Origin of the sequence: Guopingia tenuis (assembly GCF_014384805.1) — a bacterium.
Taxonomy (GTDB): domain Bacteria; phylum Bacillota; class Clostridia; order Christensenellales; family Christensenellaceae; genus Guopingia; species Guopingia tenuis.
In genome coordinates, this window is sequence record NZ_JACRSS010000001.1 from 868,225 (window position 1) to 885,009 (window position 16,785).

Here is a 16,785-nt window from a genome sequence, read left to right on the forward strand (position 1 = left end):
CGCACGAGGGGGATTTCTCTGCGGTCCATTGCCCCCTTTCAGGGGGACTTACATTCCCCAAAAGGCAGTATTCCGTATCTGCCGCCTTTCGGTTTTTGGGCCGCAGGGTGTGCTTCTGCCTGATTTCTCTATCCTCTGAGCGCCTCCATCATGGCTCTCTGGAAGGTATCCAGGCCGTCCCCTTTCGCATCACTCTGCATACGTCCCGGATTTCTGGCCCCGCCTTTGCCGGAAAGCTCCCGAAGCTGTTCTTTCAGCATGCGGTTTTCAAAAAGCACATAGGCCGCTTCCGGCGCCTCTCCTGCGGCCACCGCTTCTTTCACCTCTTGGTCTAAGGCGTCAAATCCGCTGATCTCCGGATGCTTCCGGAAAAACTCGGCCCAGAGCTTCAGCCGCTTTTCTTTTTCCAAATAGGCTGCCAGCCGCTCCTGCAAGTCCTCAAGCTCGCTTTTTTCCGTCTGTTCCGGCTGTTCCTCCGGCATCTCCCGGGCCGGCGGCTCCTGCTGGTTTTCCAGGCCCGCCTCCGTCCGCTCTTCTATGAAACCCTCCGCCGGGTCTGGCGCTGGGATTTCTTCATTTTCTGCCTTCTGTTCTCCCCCCATGGCGCTTTCCTGGATCAGTGCGCGTACCAGCGCTTCCCGCTCCATCCCCATCTTTTTTGCAAAGGTATTCAGCAGCTCCATCTCCGGCGCTTTTTCCAATCTCTCCAGCCTTTCCAGCATCCGGTCATAATTCATGCCCTTCTGCGCCAAAATCACCGCCTCTTCCATGGGAATCTCCAAAAGCTCGCCGTTATATTTGATCGTCAAAGTCCCCTGTTCTTCCGGCTTTCCTATCCTCATAGCCTCTATATCCTGCGTCATCTGTCTCTTGTCCGTCATTTTCCCTCATCCTTCCTGTTCCGATTTGGAAATCCATCGTTCCTCCCGGTGGCTGCATTCCTTTTTGGGGCATAAAAGCATTGCCTTTTCCCGCAGCTTACCGTCCACCGTCCGCTGCACCCTTCGTCCCATCACCCGCATTTCGCATTGTCTGCATTTGGGGCATAGCATCTTCCTTCACCTCCTCCCCTCCGGCGGCTTCCTGCATCTCCATGCGCCTCCGTGCGTCGGATTCAATTTTTGCCTTGTTGGGAACCAGGTGCGCCGGAATGCTCTCCAGATATGTCACCGGCTCCAGCAATCCCTTCTCATAAAGGTTGTCCAGCGTCTGAATGTTGGACATCTCGCTCCAATAGGCCGAAGCCCCGATGTCCACGTTCAGGGAAAGCACCATATCCCCCAGCATGCTGAAATCCAGGGGAATCTCCTCCTGCTCTCCCGCCTCGCTGGTGGTCAGCACTGTGCGTTTCCCGTAATACGCCCGCATCTGGTCAATACAGATGCGCACAAAATCTTCCACAAACTGGTAATACGCCTGTTTCACCAGCTCCAGGGGCATCGCCGTCGCTTTCTGCACGGCGATAATGGCCGAGGTATTCTCCGGATTCACATTCCCCAGCGCCGCGTCGGATGCTCCCATGAGCTCCTTCGTGTTCCCGATAAAGCGGTCGATGTATTCCCCAACCTGCCCGCTCATGTTCACAGCATGGGTATCCGCATAGATAATGTCGCTGGGATTCCCCTGCACAGCCAGGGGCTTTACTCCCTCCACCCATTTGTCCAGTTTGTTTTTGTTGAAGAAAATCCGTGGGAACGCCTGCTGCCGGATAAACCGCTGGGCCAGCGCCGCCATTTTGTTGATGGCCATCTGGTTGGGGATCAGCCCATCGATCACGCCCATGCCGTGGTAGCAGTTCTTCACCCTTTCCCAGCTCATATAGCAGATGGGATACCGCTCCAGCCCGCTGTCCGTCTCTTTCTGCACAACCGCGTTGCGGGTCACTTTGCAGAACCGGATGTGGTCCCCCTCCCGCCAGTATTTTGTCAGCACGCTCACCTTGTCGCCATAGGTGTATTCGCTGGCAAGCGCGTCGTTTCTGGGGCAGTCGCTCTGGATCTTCTCGATCTCCGCCTTCGGCGCCCTGTTCCGCCGCATCTCCTCTTTCACGTCCTCGACGCTCCGCCGGCTCTCGATGAGGATATAGGGCTGCCGCTGCACGCCTGCCAACTGCGGGTTTCCAAAGAAAATATCCGTGTTGTCTATACTCTCAATTTCGATCAGTCCCTTTTCCCCGGCTCTCCCAGTTTTGGCATCGGCGTTAAAAAACACATGTAAAACCCCGTCTCCGTCCACCGCCGCATCCCGCAGAATGCCCCGCATGGCCGAATGAAAGCCGCTGTATTCCATCACCTGCCGCACCTGCTCTTCCACAGCCGTCAGTATCACCCGGTTCACGCCGTCGCTCTTCCGGTTAAAAAGCGAAAGCCCTACTCCTATATTGTCGGAAACCAGCATGGCGATAAAATAATTCACTACCCGTTTCAGGATGTTGAAAACCGGCTTGTCCAGGTCCGGCGCATTCACGCCCTCCCATTGCTTTCCCAAAAAGAAATTCTCGTTTTTCTCCACCCGGCTTTCCAGCCCGATGGTGTCATTGTATTGCAGGGCATATTCATATTCCTGCCAAATCTCCTGCGCCGTCTTTTTCATCCGTCCTGCTCCTCATCGCTATTGGCCACCGTGTTTCCATAATTGGCGATTTCCTGAAACTGCCGCTGTTCCTCCCGCATAAAAGCCTCCCAGGCCTCGTTGTCCTCCCGGGTCTGTTCCAGGGCCGCCCGAATCTCCCGGCGAACCTCCTCCGTCTCTCGGGCCGTCCGGCCCGCCTGATAGGCCATCGCCCCCAAAACTCCGGCACAAAGCAGCAGCACCGCCCCCATCGCTAATAAAATCCCTTCCATATTCTCTTCTCTCCTTCCTATCGGCATCCATATTCCAACATATCCTCCACCTGGTCGTAATATCCCTCTGTCTCCGGATCGGGCATCCCTCCGCCCCCGCAGGGCCGGAGAACAAACAGGTATCGCAGGGCGTCCGGCGCATGCGTCAGCTCATGTGGCTCCCGGGCACAGTCCCCGGGAATTTTGGGATCCCGCGGAATCGCCGCCAGGGTGCGGATCAGGTTTTCGCAGCAGGAGAAAATCCGCAGCTTTGCGGTTTTCCTTCCCTCCCCATCCTCCTGGATACGCAGCCAGTCCTGCAAATTCGCCCATCCTGCCGTCCGGTTGTTGTCGGATTTTTCAAAACTCATGCCATAATCTGCAAAAATGTCGCTCCGTGCCCGTCCGCTTTCCTGGCTCCGCCCGAAAATGTCCGGCGGCGCATAGCGGGTATAAATCTCTTCTCCCGCTTCCGCTTCTTTCATCCGCTCCGCCGCCTCGGGAATCGTGAGGTTCGCCTCATAAACCTCACGGTATACATACGCGTTGTCCTCATTGTCAAAGGCCACCCAATAACTGGCCAGCATGTCCAGGCCATAGTCGATGGTGTGATACCGCCTCCAATCCTTGGGAATCACAAAGGGCTTCATCACATGGATGTGCCGGCGAAACTCCCCAAAAAATGCGCCCCGGGCCGCCTGCATAGCCTCCTCCGGCGAGGCCGGATATTCCCCATATACCCGCTCCCCCAGCAGCCACTTTGTCCGTTCATACCAGGCCCCGTCCCGCCGGGGATCGCTGTCCCAGGGAAGAAAGATGTGGTGAAATTCCCGGTTGCTTTTCCATATTTTTTCAAAGAAGCTCCCCGGCGCCATGGTGGAAAGCCCGATCACCTTCCCGCCCGTCGGGCGGTTGATCACCGGCAGCCCCGAAACCCAGATTTCCTCCGCATGCTGCTGATAGGCCCATTCGTCAAAAATCAGGAGATTTGCCGTAAAGGAGCGGGAAGATCCGGGCGCCGATGTAAACGTCTGAAATCGGCTGGGCTCTCTCCCCTTCCTCCCGATTTTTGCCCCCATCGTCCAAAGCCGGCTCTCAAAAAAAGGCTCTCCCTGGGCACTCTGGCCAAAATACTCCGGCATATGGCGGATGAGCACTCCCATGCGCCGTGCCAGCTCCTTTGCTTCTACCTCCGTGCGGGATAGGGCGGCCACCGTCCTCCCTTCCCCGGTCATCATGGTATACAACGCATACGCCAGCACCATCCATGTGATCCCCATCTGCCGCGCCTTTAAAATGACGTTAAACTTGTGTTCGTGAATCTCCCGGAGCGCCTGCCGCTGCTTTTCCCATAGCCGGAAAGGAATCGCCCTCCCGGTATCCTTGTCCTCAATCCAGCAGTATCTTTCGGCAAAATAATCCGGATGCTCCCGGATATACTCCAATTCCTCCTCCCGCTGTCTTTCAAGGATTTCCCGCATGCCGTTCCGCCGCCTTTTCTAACAGCCGTCTGTCCCCCTCGCTCAATCCAATGCCCTCTTCCCCGGGGATTGGCTGTCCTTCCATCCTCCCTAAAATTTCCAAAGCCTTCAATTTGGAATACATTTTATAGCTCACCCCGCCGTCCTTCTGGATATTCACCGTCTCGATCACCCGCCGGGCCCGGGGCTTCATCTCGCTGACCGCCCGGGGAACCTGCCGCAGCTCTCCATCGATCTCCTCTGTTTTCACATATTCCTTGGGATCCTGAAAGGCAATGGCCTCCAATTCCCGAAAAATCCGGCGCCGGATCTTCGGTTCGCCTTTTTCCCGGTTCTGTTTTGCCTCCTCCATATCTCCTCCTTGTCTTTTCATCCGTTCCCGCCGCCCTCCCGCGGCTGTCTTATCTCCCGTCCGCATTCATATTGTAAAAAATTTCCATGTCCCCCCGGTGCTGATTTTCTTCCCAAAGCATTGCCCTCTATAAAAACTCTCTTTCCGGCCTGCCTCTTTTTATTTGCCAAAAAAGCGCCGCCCCTCGAAAATATATTTGGCTTTGCTGCCTGCGCGGTAAAAAATTACATCCTATCTATATCCTGTCCATTTGCTGTCCCCGGCTTTGATACAGGTGGCTATCCCACCCATTTGTTTCCGGCCCTAACTATTCTCTCGCATCATTTTCGTTCAGGTCCCTGAAAAAAGAAAAGCCGCCGCCTTTCTCTGTCCTCCCATAAAAATATGGAAGCATGAAACAGCTTTACGGAGCCTTGCAGGCCGCTGTCAAAAACGTCCTGTCCCCGCGGGCTTTCTCCTGGCCGCTCTCCTTATTCCAATCTCCCTGGAAAAGAAATGCGCTTCCCGATTCTTCTCCTGCCAGCCTCCCGCCCCTTGGGATTCTCTATCCGTCCGCCATTTTTAACATAAAAAACAGACGCACATCCTCCCGTGCGTCTGCTCTCTCTTTCCCGGCCCTAAGCTCCCCGCTTTTTCTCATCCAATATCCGGTAAAACTGCCGCCGTATGCGATAGAAGGTTTCCCGTCCGCAGGGAACATCCAGCCGTTCCCAGGGCACCTCTTCCATCACGTTGCGCAAAAGCTCTCCCGCCATCACGCCGCCTGCCTGCCGGGCGGCTTCTTCCACCATCCGAATATCCCGCCGGTACTGCGCCGCCCGCAACAGCTCCCGCCTCTCTGGCCGCATGTTCTTCCTCCAGGCCCATTTCTCCTGTATTTTCTGCAGTCCGGCTATCTTTTCCCCGTGCTGGCGAACAAAGCTCTCCAGCTCCCGAAAACGATATTTGCTGATACCGTATTCCTCCAGCCGCAATGGCCGTTTCCTCATTTCCGCCGCACCTCCCTTCGGAATTTTGGGCACGCCGTCACAAAATATCCCTCGCACTCGTCCTCCGCCTGCGGTTCCTTCACCGTCCACCCGGGCACTGGTTGAAAATTCCGGCTCCATTCGCATCCCCTCCCCTTGTGGTTGGGAACGGCATTTTCACACTGCCAGCATAACGTCTCTCTTCTCTTTCCCATATTTCCCTCTGCTCTCGTCTCATCTCTGCTCTTCCTGTCCCGCGGTCTGCTCCCGGATGTGCAGAAGCGATAGAACCTCCCGCCCATTCATGGCGCTTACGCACCCATAGCAGTATTCCCGCCTGCTTATGGTGTAATAGCTTTCGCCTTCTGCAATCCCCTCGCCGCATCCCGCGCAGCTCTGCCAAATCTCCGTGGGCCGCGCCGTTCCCCATCGTTCCCGGCGCTCAATCTCAGGTGCGTCCCGCATTCCTGTCCATGCGCTCTGCCCGCCATAACCGCCGCCACAGAGCCGTTCTCTCTTCCGCTTCTTTGAGCCTCTCCTCCAATTCCAAATTTTTAGCCGCGATCTTACAGATCGTTTGTTCCAATTCCCGTTTCTCGTCCATATCGTCCTCCTATATCACATATTGTGATTTTATATTATCACAATTCGTGGCCAATGTCAACAATTTATCACTTCTTGTTGTATTTCCCGCCACACATTTTTCTTTTTCCCTCATACTATATTTTATAGGGGATATTTCCATAAAATCTTATCCCCGGAAAGCGAGAAATCCCATGAAACACCATCGCCTTTATTTCTGGCTGGCCATGTTCCTCTCTCTGGCAATCGCCTGTTTTTATACATTTTGGTCGGTGGGAACGGCCTGGCTGCCTTCCCCTCTCGGCTTTTTCCTGCTTTGGGGCTATTCCCTTTTATCCCTTGCCGTCTTCGTATTTCTCCATATCTACGCATCCTCCGGCCGCTCTCTCGGGCTGGTGGCCGCTCTGCGGCGCCAGAAGCATTGCCTCGTTTTGGGGCTGTGGGGAACTCTTGTCTTTTCCTTCCTCTATCTCTTTCTTGCCTCCATCGGCTTTATTCTGCGCACCCTCCTCGCCTTTTTCTGCGTGGCTTCCTCCGCCCTGCTCCTCATCTCCCAAATCTTCCTTACAATCGATCTCACAAGGGGCATCGCTCCCGGTTTCTTGGAAGAAGACGATTAAACTCCTCCCCTTGCTTTTTTGACACGCCTCCCGCCGCTTTGTATAATAAGGGCATATGAGGTGAAACTTATGAAGGATACATCCCCAAAGAGACAGGATAACCATGCTCTTGCCCAGCCCCCCGAAATTTTGGAGGCGGCTGCAAAGGTGCTGGCGTCGGCAAAAAAGCTCTATCTCCATATCGCCTTTCATGATTCCAAAGCCCCCTATGTGGAATCACGGCTTCAGGAAAATATTTCCCGTCTGCAAAAGGACCTGGATGCCTTTGCCCGGCAGGCGGAAAAACTCCCCCGGCGCGGCGGACGGAAATAATTTCCGCCAATCCTCGTCATTTTCCCGGGAAATATTTCATTATTTCCCAGGAAAACCCTTTTTATTTCCGGCTGTTTTCGACAAGTATTTCCCATTTCCCGTCCGCAGCAGAAAACAGGAATTTTTTTATTTTCGGCGAATATATATATTATAGGGATAGAATACATGGGAATAAGCGAGGTGTGGAAACATGGCAAACCATCCTTTTCATGATCCTGTTATGGAATCCACAAGCCGTCTGTTGTTTTATGTGGGCGATGCCGGTTCTCTGATGGAAAATTATCCCGGTATATTCACCCAGGCCTATCTGGATTCCGTGAAGCAAGAGCTTCTGGCAAGAAATCTCCCGGTGGAGACCCCGCCGGTTTCCTAGCAATGCGTCTCATTGCAAAAAAATTCCCAGCGAAAATCGCTGGGAATTTTTATACCGCATAAATTCGTTTTTTCCACATACCCTACTATCGACAAGGTCGCGGCAAATCTTCAAAACATCGCCCGCCGGGCATGCTCCGCGTCCCTTGTATAGACGGGCCCGCGCCCGTCTTTTTACTGCCGGCTTGCGCAGCAGAAAAGATAGAGAAATAATCCTATCTGCCCAGCTTTTTCTTCTTCCCGATGCTGGGTTTGCGCACATAGGTGCGGTTGTAAAATACCGGTGCCACCAGATACATGACAATCAGCAGGAGCACCAGCGTGATCAGCAGCAGGACAAACACCCGCAGCGTCCAGTCCGCGATATACGGCGCCAAAATGTCGTTCCCGTAAATGACAACCGCCACGCCGCCCAGCAATGCCAGGAAAAGCCGCATCCAGTAATAAAGCTTGCAGTCCCGCAGATCGATTTCATATCCGCATTTTTCGCAGGTCTGCCGGTCGGTGAAAGTGGTGCTCACATGAAACGGCATGCTGTTTTTACATTTCGGACAAATTATTTTCATCGCGCTTGTGTTCCTCGTTTTTTATAGATTTATGGCTGTATCCATAGCGTCTCCTTACAAGGGTATCCTGTTTGTCCTGGTTTGTCAATCTTTTTTTCATCGATATCTTTTTTGTAAAATTCCGTCGGTTTTAGTAGAATAAAAACGAAAATATTTTTTCATTGCCAGAAAGGATGGTTCCCTTGAAAAAACACTTTGTTTTCTGCGGTGTATTCCTTTTGTTCCTGCTTCTTTCCGCCTGTTCCCCTGCCGCTGTCTCCTCTTCCCCCGTTTCGCCTTCCAGTCTCTATGAGGATGTCTTTGAGCCGGAGGAATCTCTTCCCGCGGCTTCCGCTTCCCTTCCTTCTCCTTCGGCTTTCGGGGAACCGGCTCCGTCTCCCTCTCCTTCTCTTTCCGCGCAGCCGTCGCTCTCCCAGGTGCCGATGCCGTCGGAATCTGTCGCGGCCTCGGATCCGGTCTTTTGGGTTCCCAATGGAAAGGTTTATCATTCCACAAAATCCTGCGATTCCCTCTCCCGTTCCAAAACCATCAAAAGCGGTTCGGTGGAGGAGGCAAAAGCTGCCGGAAAATCCCGGGGCTGCAAACGCTGCTTTTAGCTGCATTCTCTCCGTATGTTTTCCCGGCAATCTGCCATACTAAATAAAAAACAGCGAGGTGATTGCCATGACGCAAAAATTTGATGCAGAAACACAGCAGTATTTCAATACCCTGCCCGCTTTTCTTCAGGAAACCATCATGCAGAGTGATGCGTCTTTCCAAAACAGGCAGGAAATGGAAAAATTTGTCCAAAATATGAATTCTGCCGGCCGTTCTTCCTGAATGAAGGGATCGATTTGAATGGGTGCAGCCAGCGCCCGCTTTTCCTGGAAAAAAACACGCCCTGTCAACGGGGCGTGTTTTTTTCTGCTGCGGTTATGATTTCCTCTTTTTCGCTTTGCGTAATCCATCCCCTGTCCACAGCGTTTTCCAAATGGCAGTTTTGGATCGCTCCGCCGTCATATAGCCGCGCCAGTGTCTCAAACATATGGGTCACCTCCCCTGTCTTTGTTCCCTCCTCCCCTCTTTTTTATACCTCCGCCGGGCATTCTTCCTGAACCACGACACCGCGGCTTTTTCAGGTCTTTTTTCTAAATCAGGCACACAAAGAACACCCCGGGGAAGAATCGTCCGCATCCATGATCTTCCGGCCTTATTCCAATGAACGCTTATATTGTCTTTGTTTATCTGAATGGAAGTGAAATGAAATCTTTAAAGAAGCAAATACATCGTCTGCTTTCCAGCCCTTCTTACACCGCTTCGGCGGCCTGTTTATGTGAAAAAGAAACACCCTCCCCGCGCCTTTCTGCCGTATTGCAAACCAAGGCATTTCTCCGGGGATTCCATGTCCTCTTTATTCATTCGTCCTCTGTTTCTTTTCTGTTCTCCATCGCCGGCCCTTTCGCTCCTCCCGGGTATTCCTGAATTTCTTTGGGCGACATGTTCAAAGCGTCGCAAAAACAGAACAGCTCGTTGGCTTCCAGCCTCCTCTTTTTGTTGAGAATTCCCGAAATCTGCACAGGCGTCATCTCCACACGTTTGGCAAATTTTGCCTGCACCAATCCCCTGTCCTCAAAAATTTGCCGCAGATTATCACGAATATCGCTCACAAGCTTCACCTCCTTTTACTGATATTTTCGGTATATTTATACTACTACTGAATTTTTCAGTTGTCAAGTATTTTCATTTCTTTCTTCTTGCAAATATGGTATACTAGATAAAAAGGAGAGTACCGTTATGACAAGAGAAGAAATTGCCAATATTCTAAAAATTTCCCGTCTGCAAGCCGGTCTGACGCAAAAACAGGCAGCGGAAGCCGTGGGAAAAAAGCAGCAGACTCTGGCTTCCTGGGAGACTGCGCAATCACAGCCCGATGCCAATACACTTTTTTTGCTCTTTGATGTCTATGGCCGTTCTTTAGACGAAGCCTTTGGTTATGCTAATACATCCCGCCATGGAAAAAATCCGCAAACCGCAAAATATTTGTATTTATTTGAACAGCTTTCCGCTTCTGACCGGGAAACAGTTTTGAAATTTATTGAGTTTCTGCTGCATAATAAATCCGTGGCAAACACATCGCATCCGTGAATCCTGCAAGAGATCTCATCCCCTTATTTCTTCATGATATCACTCTCCGTTTAGTTTTCCAGAGATATTTGCTTTATACCCATTCGACATTTACTTACCATATTCCTCCTGTTACACCAAAAAATTCTGTATTTAAATTTATATTATTTCCATTTATATAATTTTGCGCAAATACGTTATATATTTGACAATGTCAAATCCATTTTAGATTTTTCTTTTCTCATTTCCTGTATTATTTTATCACATTTTGTGTTTCTATGGAGAAAAATATATCTTTTTTCTCTTGCCCATCCGTTGCTGCCGTCAATATGCCGCATTAAAAGCCCGGTTTCCCCGTATTCCTTTTTAAGTAAGCGTATCTCATATATTTCCTCTTATCCCACCTTACGCCTCGCGGTATTTCGTATTTCACTGCCCTGCCAGCAGCATCACAAGATCTTCAGGGCTTTTTCGTATCTTTCCAACGACTGCCCAAATAGCCCACCCATCCTGCCGGCCTCCTTATTGGGGCCATACAGTGCGGATTCATCCGTGCACAGCTGCCGGATCCTTTATTCCCTTTCCGGTGTCTCCTACCCAATGACCTGTCTGCCCCCAAGCTCTCAGTGAGTTACGAAAAAAGACAGGGAGATTATGTACCGATCTGTCCGAAATGCTTTTTAGTAAAAATTGTTAGGTAGGATATAGTCTTGTGACGTTCACTCCCTTTTTTGCGGCACACCTATGCCCCCAGCATTTCAAAAGCCCGGATGGATTTAAAGACGGCCTAAAACGGTTGGGTCCCAGCACCATAGCCATGACCATGGGTATATACCCACATCACAACCGACAGCAAAATACTGGCCTCCCGGCTCGATCATGCTTTTCAAAATCAGTCAAAATTGATTTTTCGGGCAAACATAAAAAAGAACTGCTTGACAAATTCCTTTGTCAAGCAGTTCTTTTGGTGCGCCTCCAGGGACTCGAACCCTGGACACCCTGATTAAGAGTCAGGTGCTCTACCAGCTGAGCTAGAGGCGCATTCTTCATTTGTAAAAGCTGGAGCGGGTGATGGGAATCGAACCCACATAGCCAGCTTGGAAGGCTGGAGCTCTACCACTGAGCTACACCCGCATCTTGTGCGGCCAGCCGCACCAAGAAAAAATTGGAGCGGAAGACGAGATTCGAACTCGCGACATTCGCCTTGGCAAGGCGACGCTCTACCACTGAGCCACTCCCGCATGCGTATATTATAATTGGTGCGGGCGAAAGGACTTGAACCTTCACGCCTATGGCACTAGATCCTAAGTCTAGCGCGTCTGCCAATTCCGCCACGCCCGCAGCTTTTCGCCCAAGCTGCCCCGAAGAGCAAGCGGCCAAGCAACGCTATTATATTATATTAGAACAGGACGTTTGTCAAGTGGTTTTTAAAAAAATTTCCCCTCTTCCCCCCCTGCGTGCAAAAAAAGAGGCGGGAAACCCGCCTCCCGCCTGGCAAGGGGATGAGCCAGGCGTTTTGCCGGCTTGGTTCTGGCGCCGGCATGCCAGCATGGTATAAGTAGAGGACTTTTTCGTTCTCTCGAACGCAGTGTTATTTGGGCAGTTTCTGCCCGGTTATTCACCCTGATATTCCACAAGAGTCAGCGTGCCTTGATAGCTCTGTCCGGTTGTCTTGCGGTAATACTCGATTTCTACGGTCTCTCCCGGCTTTTTACTGTTGAGGATACTCCTTACAATGCTGTCGGAAGTAATCTCCGTCCCATCAATCGCTGTAATCATGTCGCCGGACTGCAGGCCGCCCGCATTTTCATTGTTTACTTCATCCACATACATGCCGCCCGGCATGCCGTAATATTGCGCCTGTATTTCATCCACATATAGGCTGGTAATCCCCAGCATCGCCCGGCTCTTCACATATCCGTATTCGATCAGATCATTCAAAATGGGGGTTGCATCATTGGAAGTGATCGCAAATCCCATTCCCTCATAGCCGCTCACGGCATACTTCGCTGAATTGATCCCCACGACCTGCCCTTTCATGTTCACCAGTGGGCCGCCGGAATTTCCCGGGTTGATAGCTGCGTCCGTCTGAATGGACTGCATGGTATATCCCTCCGTCAGCGTAATGGGCCGGTTGTTGGCGGATACAATTCCCAAAGTGGCCGAGCTTTTAAACTGCGAACCTCCCGGATTGCCGATAGCCATCACATACTGCCCAACTGCCATTGTATCCGAATCCGTAAATTCCGCCGGTGTCAGGCCGGTCTTTTCAATTTTGATGACAGCCAAGTCCGTCGCTTCGTCGCTCCCAATCACTTTGGCATCCAGCGTCTCGTCGTTAGAGAGAATCACCTTCAAATATTTTGCCCCTTCGATAACGTGGGCATTGGTGGCAATATAGCCGTCTTCCGAAATGATAATGCCTGAGCCCTCCGCTGAAAGCTGGGCGTTCTCTCCCAGGTTCTGAATGCAGACCACCGACGGGATTACCTTTTCCGCCACCTGTTCGGGCGTCAGGTTATCTCCCGAGGAATCCGCCAGCTGTAAAATCGAACCGTTCTGAATCTCCGTGTCCGATGCCGTCTGCGCCGGCTCTTCCCCCGCGGCCTGCTGGTCAGCTGCCGGCTGCGCCGTCGTCTGAGCCGCGCCCAGGCCCAGCGCGGAATATATGCCAAATGCGGAGAATCCCAGCATTACGAGAAAAAGGCAAATGCAAATCCCTTTTCTCCAGTTTCTTTTGGGCTTGCGGCTGTTCGGCCGCTCCGGATAGGAGGGGCGCCTGGGCTCCATCATATAATATTTGTCATCCATCTGTATTTCCTCCTTTCCTTTTGTTGTATTTATTCTATCCTCCAATTATGATCAATCCGTGATAAAAAAAAGAAGGTTCCGCGACTATTTTTTGAACAAACTGTTACCAGGGCATTCAAATCGGTTTCAAAGGTAGGAAAGCTCCAAAATATCCTCCGGTTCTGTTTTTTGCCGTTCCATTTTCCGCATCTTCTTCTCTTCCCGCCAATTCCTGTTTGTATATATCCTCCTTGGCCCGCGCCTTTTTCCGTCCCTTTCTGTCGGGCGTTCTTCCGTCTGCTTTACAGGCTATTCCCCGTGCAGTTTTTGGACAAAAGAAAACCCCTCCGGCGGAGGGATTTTGCATTCTTCTATTGGTTCGTCAGGCTTCTTCTCCGCCGGGAGCCGCCGTGGGGGCAGGAGTCTCCGTCGGCTTGGGAGTCGGCGCAGGCGTGGGCGTCGGTTTCGGCGTGGGAGTAGGCGTCGGCTTAGGCGTCGCGGTCGCGGTCGGTTTTGGCGTCGCCGTGGGTTTAGGCGTTGCCACGGGTGTGGGAGTCGCATCCGCCGCCGTATCCGGCCCCACAATCATCTCGCCGCGCTGCGCGCGGTATGTCGTCGTGTCGATGGTCACGGTGCGCAGCAGCTTTCCGTTTTTATAGTAATGCTTATATGCCTGCCATTTGGCGCCGTTTCTCCGGGCCACATCAATCTTCTTATACCCCGGTGCTTTAGTTTCATCCACGATGACTTTCATTTCTCCTTCGGGCTTTACTGCGCCGATATATTTGGAGGATAGCCGGATCTCGTCAAAATCGCCCGAGAAAGGCTCTCCATGAATCTCAAAATGCACTTCATTGTTCTTCACATATCCAACAATCAGAATGTCCGTTTTGGTATTATTTTTAAACTTAAAATCGATGGTTCCCGTATTAATGGTCGCATCCAGGCCGCCTGCCACATAGCCCAGCTTGTTGGAGTGGGCCCGGCGGTATACGATCTGCAAATCCGCCTTCAAAACTGCGTTATATAATGTGGAGGACACCTGGCATACACCGCCGCCCGCCTGATCCTCGCTGCGGGCGCCGCCGTCAATGATTGCCGGCGCCGGCTTCCATCCACGGGCATAGGTCCGCGGCCCCAGTGTATCGTTCATGGAGAAGGTCTCTCCCGGATGCAGCACGGTTCCATTCACCAGGTTGGTCGCCTTTTTCACATTGTATACCCGCGTATCCCGGGCATAATTGCCGGTCAGCTTCGTCATGGCATCCGAACGCTTTACCATCTTGCCCTGGATCTGCTCCAGCGTTACGGCCGGTTCCGTGATTTCGGCCGGAACCTCAATGGTGCTGAAATCCTTTTGCCCGATGCGCTCCAGAAGCAGGTTATAGAGGGCCTCCTGGTCCACCTTGATTCCCTGCTTGTCTTCCACATACTGCATTTTCCCATCGGACAGCTGCACGGTCGCATCCACAGCCTCCTGGTCAATGGTCGCCGCATATTGGGCGATCAAGGCCCTGGTCGCCGCCTCATCCACCTGAAAATCCAGGGGGAAGTCCTTTCCCTCCTCCTTCAGTTTGGCAACCGCCGCGCGCAGGGTCTCCAAGTCTCCCTCCCGCGCCTCCTGAAAAGCCGCATCCAAGGCCGCATCGTAGTCAAACACAATTCCCATGCCAAGAGAACTGATCTGCGAAGTCTGCCCATTGCAATTCAGCTGGAACTGGATTCCCTGCGTGATCTCTTTTTCACTCTCCTCCAGCTTGACACGCGCTTCCTCTTTCGTAAGCCCGCCTACGTCCACTCCCCCAATCGTGATTCCCTCGTGGAATACTCCCGAATTGACGATTGCCAGGCGTTCTTCCTCTTCTTTGGCCTGCTGGGCCGCCATTGCCTTATTGTTGGCAATGATAAAATACGCCGCCACCGCAGCAGCTACAACCACCACAGCACTGATAACTGCAAGAATAAGTCCTTTTTTGCTCTTTAATAAGGCGAGCAGTTTGTTCTCTTTGTTGGTGTTTTCTTCCATCCCTATTTAGACTCCTTCGGTTTCTTTGCTTAACTACGCAAATCCTTCCTTATTATACGCAGTTTTCCCCGGTTCTGCAAGGAATTAAGGCGGTTTTCAGGCGCAAGATTTCCTTTTTCTTATCATATCATATTCCCCCGTCCGGAAGTGTAAAACTTTTGTATCCTGCTGCATCAAAATTGTGACAAAAAAACGCCGCTCCCTTCAACGGAAACGGCGTTTTTGTCCGTCAATTCACTTGGTTCCTGATATTCCCCGTCAGATAGCCCCGGACGTTTTCCGTCATGATCTCCTGCAAACGGAGCCGCGCCTCCCTGGTCGCCCATCCAATATGAGGGGTGATGATAGAGCGGGGATGCTCTGCCAGCCGGCTGCCGGCCTGGGGCGGCTCCTGGGTCATAACATCCGCCAGATACCATGCCGCTTTGCCGCTGTCCAACGCTTCCGCCACATCCTCCTCCTGGGCCAGCCCCCCGCGGCCGGTATTGATGAGGATCACGCCGTCTTTCATCTTCGCCAGGTTCTCCCGGCAGAGAATCCCCTCGGTTTCCTGCGTCAGAGGGCAATGGAAGGAGATGACATCGCTTTCCTCAAACAGCCGTTCCATGGATACCTCTGCAATCCCCTCGATATTTTTTGGCGTCCGTGTGGCGGCCAGCACCCGCATGCCAAACACTTGCGCCACTTCGGCAACCTTCCGGCCGATTCTTCCCAGCCCGACGATGCCGAAGGTCTTTCCCTTCAGCTCGATCAGCGGACTGTCCCAAAAGCAGAAATCTGCGCAGGCCGCCCAGCCGCCCCGGTGTACTTTCTCGGAATGGGCGCCCACATGATGGCATGCCTCCAGCAGCAGTGCAAACACGATCTGGGCCACAGAGTCCGTGGAATACGCCGGAATATTCGTCACGCAGATTCCCCGTGCCGCGGCCTCCTGCGTATCGATGTTATTATATCCCGTCGCCAATACGCCAATATATTTCATTTGGGGGCATTTTCCCATCACGTCCCGGCCAATGACGCATTTATTGGTAAGCACAATCTCCGCATCCCCAATGCGCGAAGGAATTTGTTCGCTGGGCGTCCGGTCATAATAGACGACTTCCCCCAGTCCCTTCAGCGGCTCCCAGGATATATCCCCCGGATTGGCTGCATATCCATCCAAAACAACAATTTTTTTCATATTGCCCTTCCTTTCTGCCTTGCCGTCGTGCCTCCGCCGTTTCCGGTTCGGGCCTTTTATTTCTTTTCTTCTGAAAGCGCCTGCCGCAGCGCTCTTGCCAGCTGGTCGCCGCAGGACGTTCCTTTCCATCCGCAGGTGATCCCCTCCAGCTTCTCAATTACATCCTCTGCTTTCATGCCTTCCACCAGCTTTGCCACAGATTTCAGGTTTCCGTCGCATCCGCCTGTATAATGCACATTGCGGACAACGTTTCCCTCCAGCTCCAGATCGATCTGGGTGGAACATGTCCCCTTTGTCCGGTATGTATATTTCATATTTCCCTCCTGCATGTATTTTTTATTATTCTAGCAAATCCCATTTTTTTCGTCAATTTCTGCCGCCGCTTCCGCCTTCCTCATTTTCTTGACATCCCCCGGCAAACAGTGTAAAATCGAATGAACCCCTCGCCGGGGAGGCAGATTCGCAAGGTTCTGTTCTGGGCATCGCTCCTCTATGCTCCCGCCCGCGCTTTTCCCCAAAACCGCTGTTGGTTTACTCGCCGGGGAGGCAGATTCGCAAGGTCTTGTTCCAGGCATCGCTCCTCTATGCTCCCGCCCGCGCTTTTCCCAAAA

Annotated in this window: 21 protein-coding genes and 4 tRNA genes; 5 read left to right on the forward strand and 20 right to left on the reverse strand. The window is 52.4% G+C overall.

Going from position 1 to position 16,785, the window contains the following annotated elements:
• Positions 1 to 128: 128 nt before the first annotated feature.
• The 9 genes from H8693_RS04175 to H8693_RS04215 form a co-directional block, all read right to left on the reverse strand.
• Positions 129 to 881 carry a hypothetical protein gene (locus H8693_RS04175; RefSeq protein ID WP_249279907.1) on the reverse strand — a complete coding sequence of 251 codons (753 nt, stop codon included), beginning with the start codon at positions 879 to 881 and terminating at the stop codon, positions 129 to 131.
• 97 nt (positions 882 to 978) lie between these two features.
• Positions 979 to 2,592, reverse strand: a complete 1,614-nt coding sequence (locus H8693_RS04180) for a portal protein (RefSeq protein WP_249279908.1) — start codon at positions 2,590 to 2,592, stop codon at positions 979 to 981.
• On the reverse strand, positions 2,589 to 2,843 hold the full coding sequence (locus tag H8693_RS04185) for a hypothetical protein (protein ID WP_249279909.1): 255 nt from the start codon (positions 2,841 to 2,843) through the stop codon (positions 2,589 to 2,591). Before H8693_RS04185 ends, H8693_RS04180 begins: the two co-directional genes overlap by 4 nt.
• Before the next feature lie 17 nt (positions 2,844 to 2,860).
• Positions 2,861 to 4,303: a hypothetical protein gene (locus H8693_RS04190; RefSeq protein WP_249279910.1), complete on the reverse strand. Its 1,443-nt coding sequence runs from the start codon at positions 4,301 to 4,303 to the stop codon at positions 2,861 to 2,863.
• Positions 4,287 to 4,676, reverse strand: coding sequence for a terminase small subunit (locus tag H8693_RS04195; protein WP_249279911.1), 390 nt, complete (start codon positions 4,674 to 4,676; stop codon positions 4,287 to 4,289). Before H8693_RS04195 ends, H8693_RS04190 begins: the two co-directional genes overlap by 17 nt.
• A gap of 596 nt (positions 4,677 to 5,272) precedes the next feature.
• On the reverse strand, positions 5,273 to 5,644 hold the full coding sequence (locus H8693_RS04200) for a hypothetical protein (RefSeq protein WP_249279912.1): 372 nt from the start codon (positions 5,642 to 5,644) through the stop codon (positions 5,273 to 5,275).
• Complete coding sequence (locus tag H8693_RS04205; RefSeq protein WP_178622004.1) at positions 5,641 to 5,838, reverse strand: hypothetical protein; 198 nt, start codon at positions 5,836 to 5,838, stop codon at positions 5,641 to 5,643. Before H8693_RS04205 ends, H8693_RS04200 begins: the two co-directional genes overlap by 4 nt.
• A gap of 19 nt (positions 5,839 to 5,857) precedes the next feature.
• Positions 5,858 to 6,088, reverse strand: a complete 231-nt coding sequence (locus H8693_RS04210; RefSeq protein ID WP_249279913.1) for a hypothetical protein — start codon at positions 6,086 to 6,088, stop codon at positions 5,858 to 5,860.
• Positions 6,072 to 6,227 (reverse strand): hypothetical protein, encoded by a 156-nt coding sequence (locus H8693_RS04215; RefSeq protein WP_249279914.1) that lies wholly within the window; start codon positions 6,225 to 6,227, stop codon positions 6,072 to 6,074. Before H8693_RS04215 ends, H8693_RS04210 begins: the two co-directional genes overlap by 17 nt.
• Before the next feature lie 172 nt (positions 6,228 to 6,399).
• Here H8693_RS04215 and H8693_RS04220 point away from each other — a divergent pair, with 172 nt between their 5' ends.
• The 3 genes from H8693_RS04220 (at position 6,400) to H8693_RS04230 (ending at position 7,510) form a co-directional block, all read left to right on the forward strand.
• Positions 6,400 to 6,825 carry a hypothetical protein gene (locus H8693_RS04220; protein ID WP_249279915.1) on the forward strand — a complete coding sequence of 142 codons (426 nt, stop codon included), beginning with the start codon at positions 6,400 to 6,402 and terminating at the stop codon, positions 6,823 to 6,825.
• A 69-nt stretch (positions 6,826 to 6,894) separates the two neighbouring features.
• Positions 6,895 to 7,137, forward strand: coding sequence for a hypothetical protein (locus H8693_RS04225; protein ID WP_249279916.1), 243 nt, complete (start codon positions 6,895 to 6,897; stop codon positions 7,135 to 7,137).
• 190 nt (positions 7,138 to 7,327) lie between these two features.
• Positions 7,328 to 7,510, forward strand: coding sequence for a hypothetical protein (locus H8693_RS04230; RefSeq protein WP_249279917.1), 183 nt, complete (start codon positions 7,328 to 7,330; stop codon positions 7,508 to 7,510).
• Positions 7,511 to 7,724: 214 nt separating this feature from the next.
• On the opposite strand, the gene H8693_RS04235 is transcribed toward H8693_RS04230, so the two are convergent.
• On the reverse strand, positions 7,725 to 8,075 hold the full coding sequence (locus H8693_RS04235) for a hypothetical protein (RefSeq protein ID WP_249279918.1): 351 nt from the start codon (positions 8,073 to 8,075) through the stop codon (positions 7,725 to 7,727).
• Between the two features lie 182 nt (positions 8,076 to 8,257).
• Here H8693_RS04235 and H8693_RS04240 point away from each other — a divergent pair, with 182 nt between their 5' ends.
• Positions 8,258 to 8,671: a hypothetical protein gene (locus H8693_RS04240; protein ID WP_249279919.1), complete on the forward strand. Its 414-nt coding sequence runs from the start codon at positions 8,258 to 8,260 to the stop codon at positions 8,669 to 8,671.
• Positions 8,672 to 8,958: 287 nt separating this feature from the next.
• On the opposite strand, the gene H8693_RS04245 is transcribed toward H8693_RS04240, so the two are convergent.
• Positions 8,959 to 9,099, reverse strand: coding sequence for an XkdX family protein (locus H8693_RS04245; protein ID WP_249279920.1), 141 nt, complete (start codon positions 9,097 to 9,099; stop codon positions 8,959 to 8,961).
• 370 nt (positions 9,100 to 9,469) lie between these two features.
• A complete protein-coding gene (locus H8693_RS04250; RefSeq protein WP_249279921.1) occupies positions 9,470 to 9,721 on the reverse strand; it encodes a helix-turn-helix domain-containing protein in 252 nt (83 codons plus the stop codon).
• A gap of 127 nt (positions 9,722 to 9,848) precedes the next feature.
• Between H8693_RS04250 and H8693_RS04255 the strand changes: the two genes are divergently transcribed.
• Positions 9,849 to 10,199 carry a helix-turn-helix transcriptional regulator gene (locus H8693_RS04255; protein ID WP_249279922.1) on the forward strand — a complete coding sequence of 117 codons (351 nt, stop codon included), beginning with the start codon at positions 9,849 to 9,851 and terminating at the stop codon, positions 10,197 to 10,199.
• 944 nt (positions 10,200 to 11,143) lie between these two features.
• Here H8693_RS04255 and H8693_RS04260 read toward each other — a convergent pair.
• From H8693_RS04260 to H8693_RS04295, 8 genes are all read right to left on the reverse strand, one after another.
• Positions 11,144 to 11,219: transfer RNA gene (locus H8693_RS04260), tRNA-Lys, on the reverse strand.
• 19 nt (positions 11,220 to 11,238) lie between these two features.
• A tRNA-Gly gene (locus H8693_RS04265) sits at positions 11,239 to 11,312 on the reverse strand.
• Between the two features lie 32 nt (positions 11,313 to 11,344).
• A tRNA-Gly gene (locus H8693_RS04270) sits at positions 11,345 to 11,419 on the reverse strand.
• A gap of 16 nt (positions 11,420 to 11,435) precedes the next feature.
• A tRNA-Leu gene (locus tag H8693_RS04275) sits at positions 11,436 to 11,519 on the reverse strand.
• A gap of 273 nt (positions 11,520 to 11,792) precedes the next feature.
• Positions 11,793 to 12,989 carry a S1C family serine protease gene (locus H8693_RS04280; protein ID WP_249279923.1) on the reverse strand — a complete coding sequence of 399 codons (1,197 nt, stop codon included), beginning with the start codon at positions 12,987 to 12,989 and terminating at the stop codon, positions 11,793 to 11,795.
• Positions 12,990 to 13,350: 361 nt separating this feature from the next.
• The gene (locus tag H8693_RS04285; RefSeq protein ID WP_249279924.1) at positions 13,351 to 14,994 is read right to left on the reverse strand and encodes a VanW family protein; all 1,644 of its coding nucleotides are present in this window, start codon (positions 14,992 to 14,994) and stop codon (positions 13,351 to 13,353) included.
• A 229-nt stretch (positions 14,995 to 15,223) separates the two neighbouring features.
• Complete coding sequence (locus H8693_RS04290; RefSeq protein WP_249279925.1) at positions 15,224 to 16,174, reverse strand: D-2-hydroxyacid dehydrogenase; 951 nt, start codon at positions 16,172 to 16,174, stop codon at positions 15,224 to 15,226.
• 56 nt (positions 16,175 to 16,230) lie between these two features.
• Positions 16,231 to 16,488, reverse strand: coding sequence for a TIGR03905 family TSCPD domain-containing protein (locus H8693_RS04295; RefSeq protein WP_249279926.1), 258 nt, complete (start codon positions 16,486 to 16,488; stop codon positions 16,231 to 16,233).
• Between the last annotated feature and the right edge of the window lie 297 nt (positions 16,489 to 16,785).

Excerpts from the sequence above, each read along its gene's own strand:
- H8693_RS04175 (WP_249279907.1), bottom strand. The coding sequence starts at position 881 with ATGACGGACAAGAGACAGATGACGCAGGATATAGAGGCTATGAGGATA.
- H8693_RS04180 (WP_249279908.1), bottom strand. The coding sequence starts at position 2,592 with ATGAAAAAGACGGCGCAGGAGATTTGGCAGGAATATGAATATGCCCTG.
- H8693_RS04185 (WP_249279909.1), bottom strand. The coding sequence starts at position 2,843 with ATGGAAGGGATTTTATTAGCGATGGGGGCGGTGCTGCTGCTTTGTGCC.
- H8693_RS04190 (WP_249279910.1), bottom strand. The coding sequence starts at position 4,303 with ATGCGGGAAATCCTTGAAAGACAGCGGGAGGAGGAATTGGAGTATATC.
- H8693_RS04195 (WP_249279911.1), bottom strand. The coding sequence starts at position 4,676 with ATGAAAAGACAAGGAGGAGATATGGAGGAGGCAAAACAGAACCGGGAA.
- H8693_RS04200 (WP_249279912.1), bottom strand. The coding sequence starts at position 5,644 with ATGAGGAAACGGCCATTGCGGCTGGAGGAATACGGTATCAGCAAATAT.
- H8693_RS04205 (WP_178622004.1), bottom strand. The coding sequence starts at position 5,838 with ATGGGAAAGAGAAGAGAGACGTTATGCTGGCAGTGTGAAAATGCCGTT.
- H8693_RS04210 (WP_249279913.1), bottom strand. The coding sequence starts at position 6,088 with ATGCGGGACGCACCTGAGATTGAGCGCCGGGAACGATGGGGAACGGCG.
- H8693_RS04215 (WP_249279914.1), bottom strand. The coding sequence starts at position 6,227 with ATGGACGAGAAACGGGAATTGGAACAAACGATCTGTAAGATCGCGGCT.
- H8693_RS04220 (WP_249279915.1), top strand. The coding sequence starts at position 6,400 with ATGAAACACCATCGCCTTTATTTCTGGCTGGCCATGTTCCTCTCTCTG.
- H8693_RS04225 (WP_249279916.1), top strand. The coding sequence starts at position 6,895 with ATGAAGGATACATCCCCAAAGAGACAGGATAACCATGCTCTTGCCCAG.
- H8693_RS04230 (WP_249279917.1), top strand. The coding sequence starts at position 7,328 with ATGGCAAACCATCCTTTTCATGATCCTGTTATGGAATCCACAAGCCGT.
- H8693_RS04235 (WP_249279918.1), bottom strand. The coding sequence starts at position 8,075 with ATGAAAATAATTTGTCCGAAATGTAAAAACAGCATGCCGTTTCATGTG.
- H8693_RS04245 (WP_249279920.1), bottom strand. The coding sequence starts at position 9,099 with ATGTTTGAGACACTGGCGCGGCTATATGACGGCGGAGCGATCCAAAAC.
- H8693_RS04255 (WP_249279922.1), top strand. The coding sequence starts at position 9,849 with ATGACAAGAGAAGAAATTGCCAATATTCTAAAAATTTCCCGTCTGCAA.
- H8693_RS04280 (WP_249279923.1), bottom strand. The coding sequence starts at position 12,989 with ATGGATGACAAATATTATATGATGGAGCCCAGGCGCCCCTCCTATCCG.
- H8693_RS04285 (WP_249279924.1), bottom strand. The coding sequence starts at position 14,994 with ATGGAAGAAAACACCAACAAAGAGAACAAACTGCTCGCCTTATTAAAG.
- H8693_RS04290 (WP_249279925.1), bottom strand. The coding sequence starts at position 16,174 with ATGAAAAAAATTGTTGTTTTGGATGGATATGCAGCCAATCCGGGGGAT.
- H8693_RS04295 (WP_249279926.1), bottom strand. The coding sequence starts at position 16,488 with ATGAAATATACATACCGGACAAAGGGGACATGTTCCACCCAGATCGAT.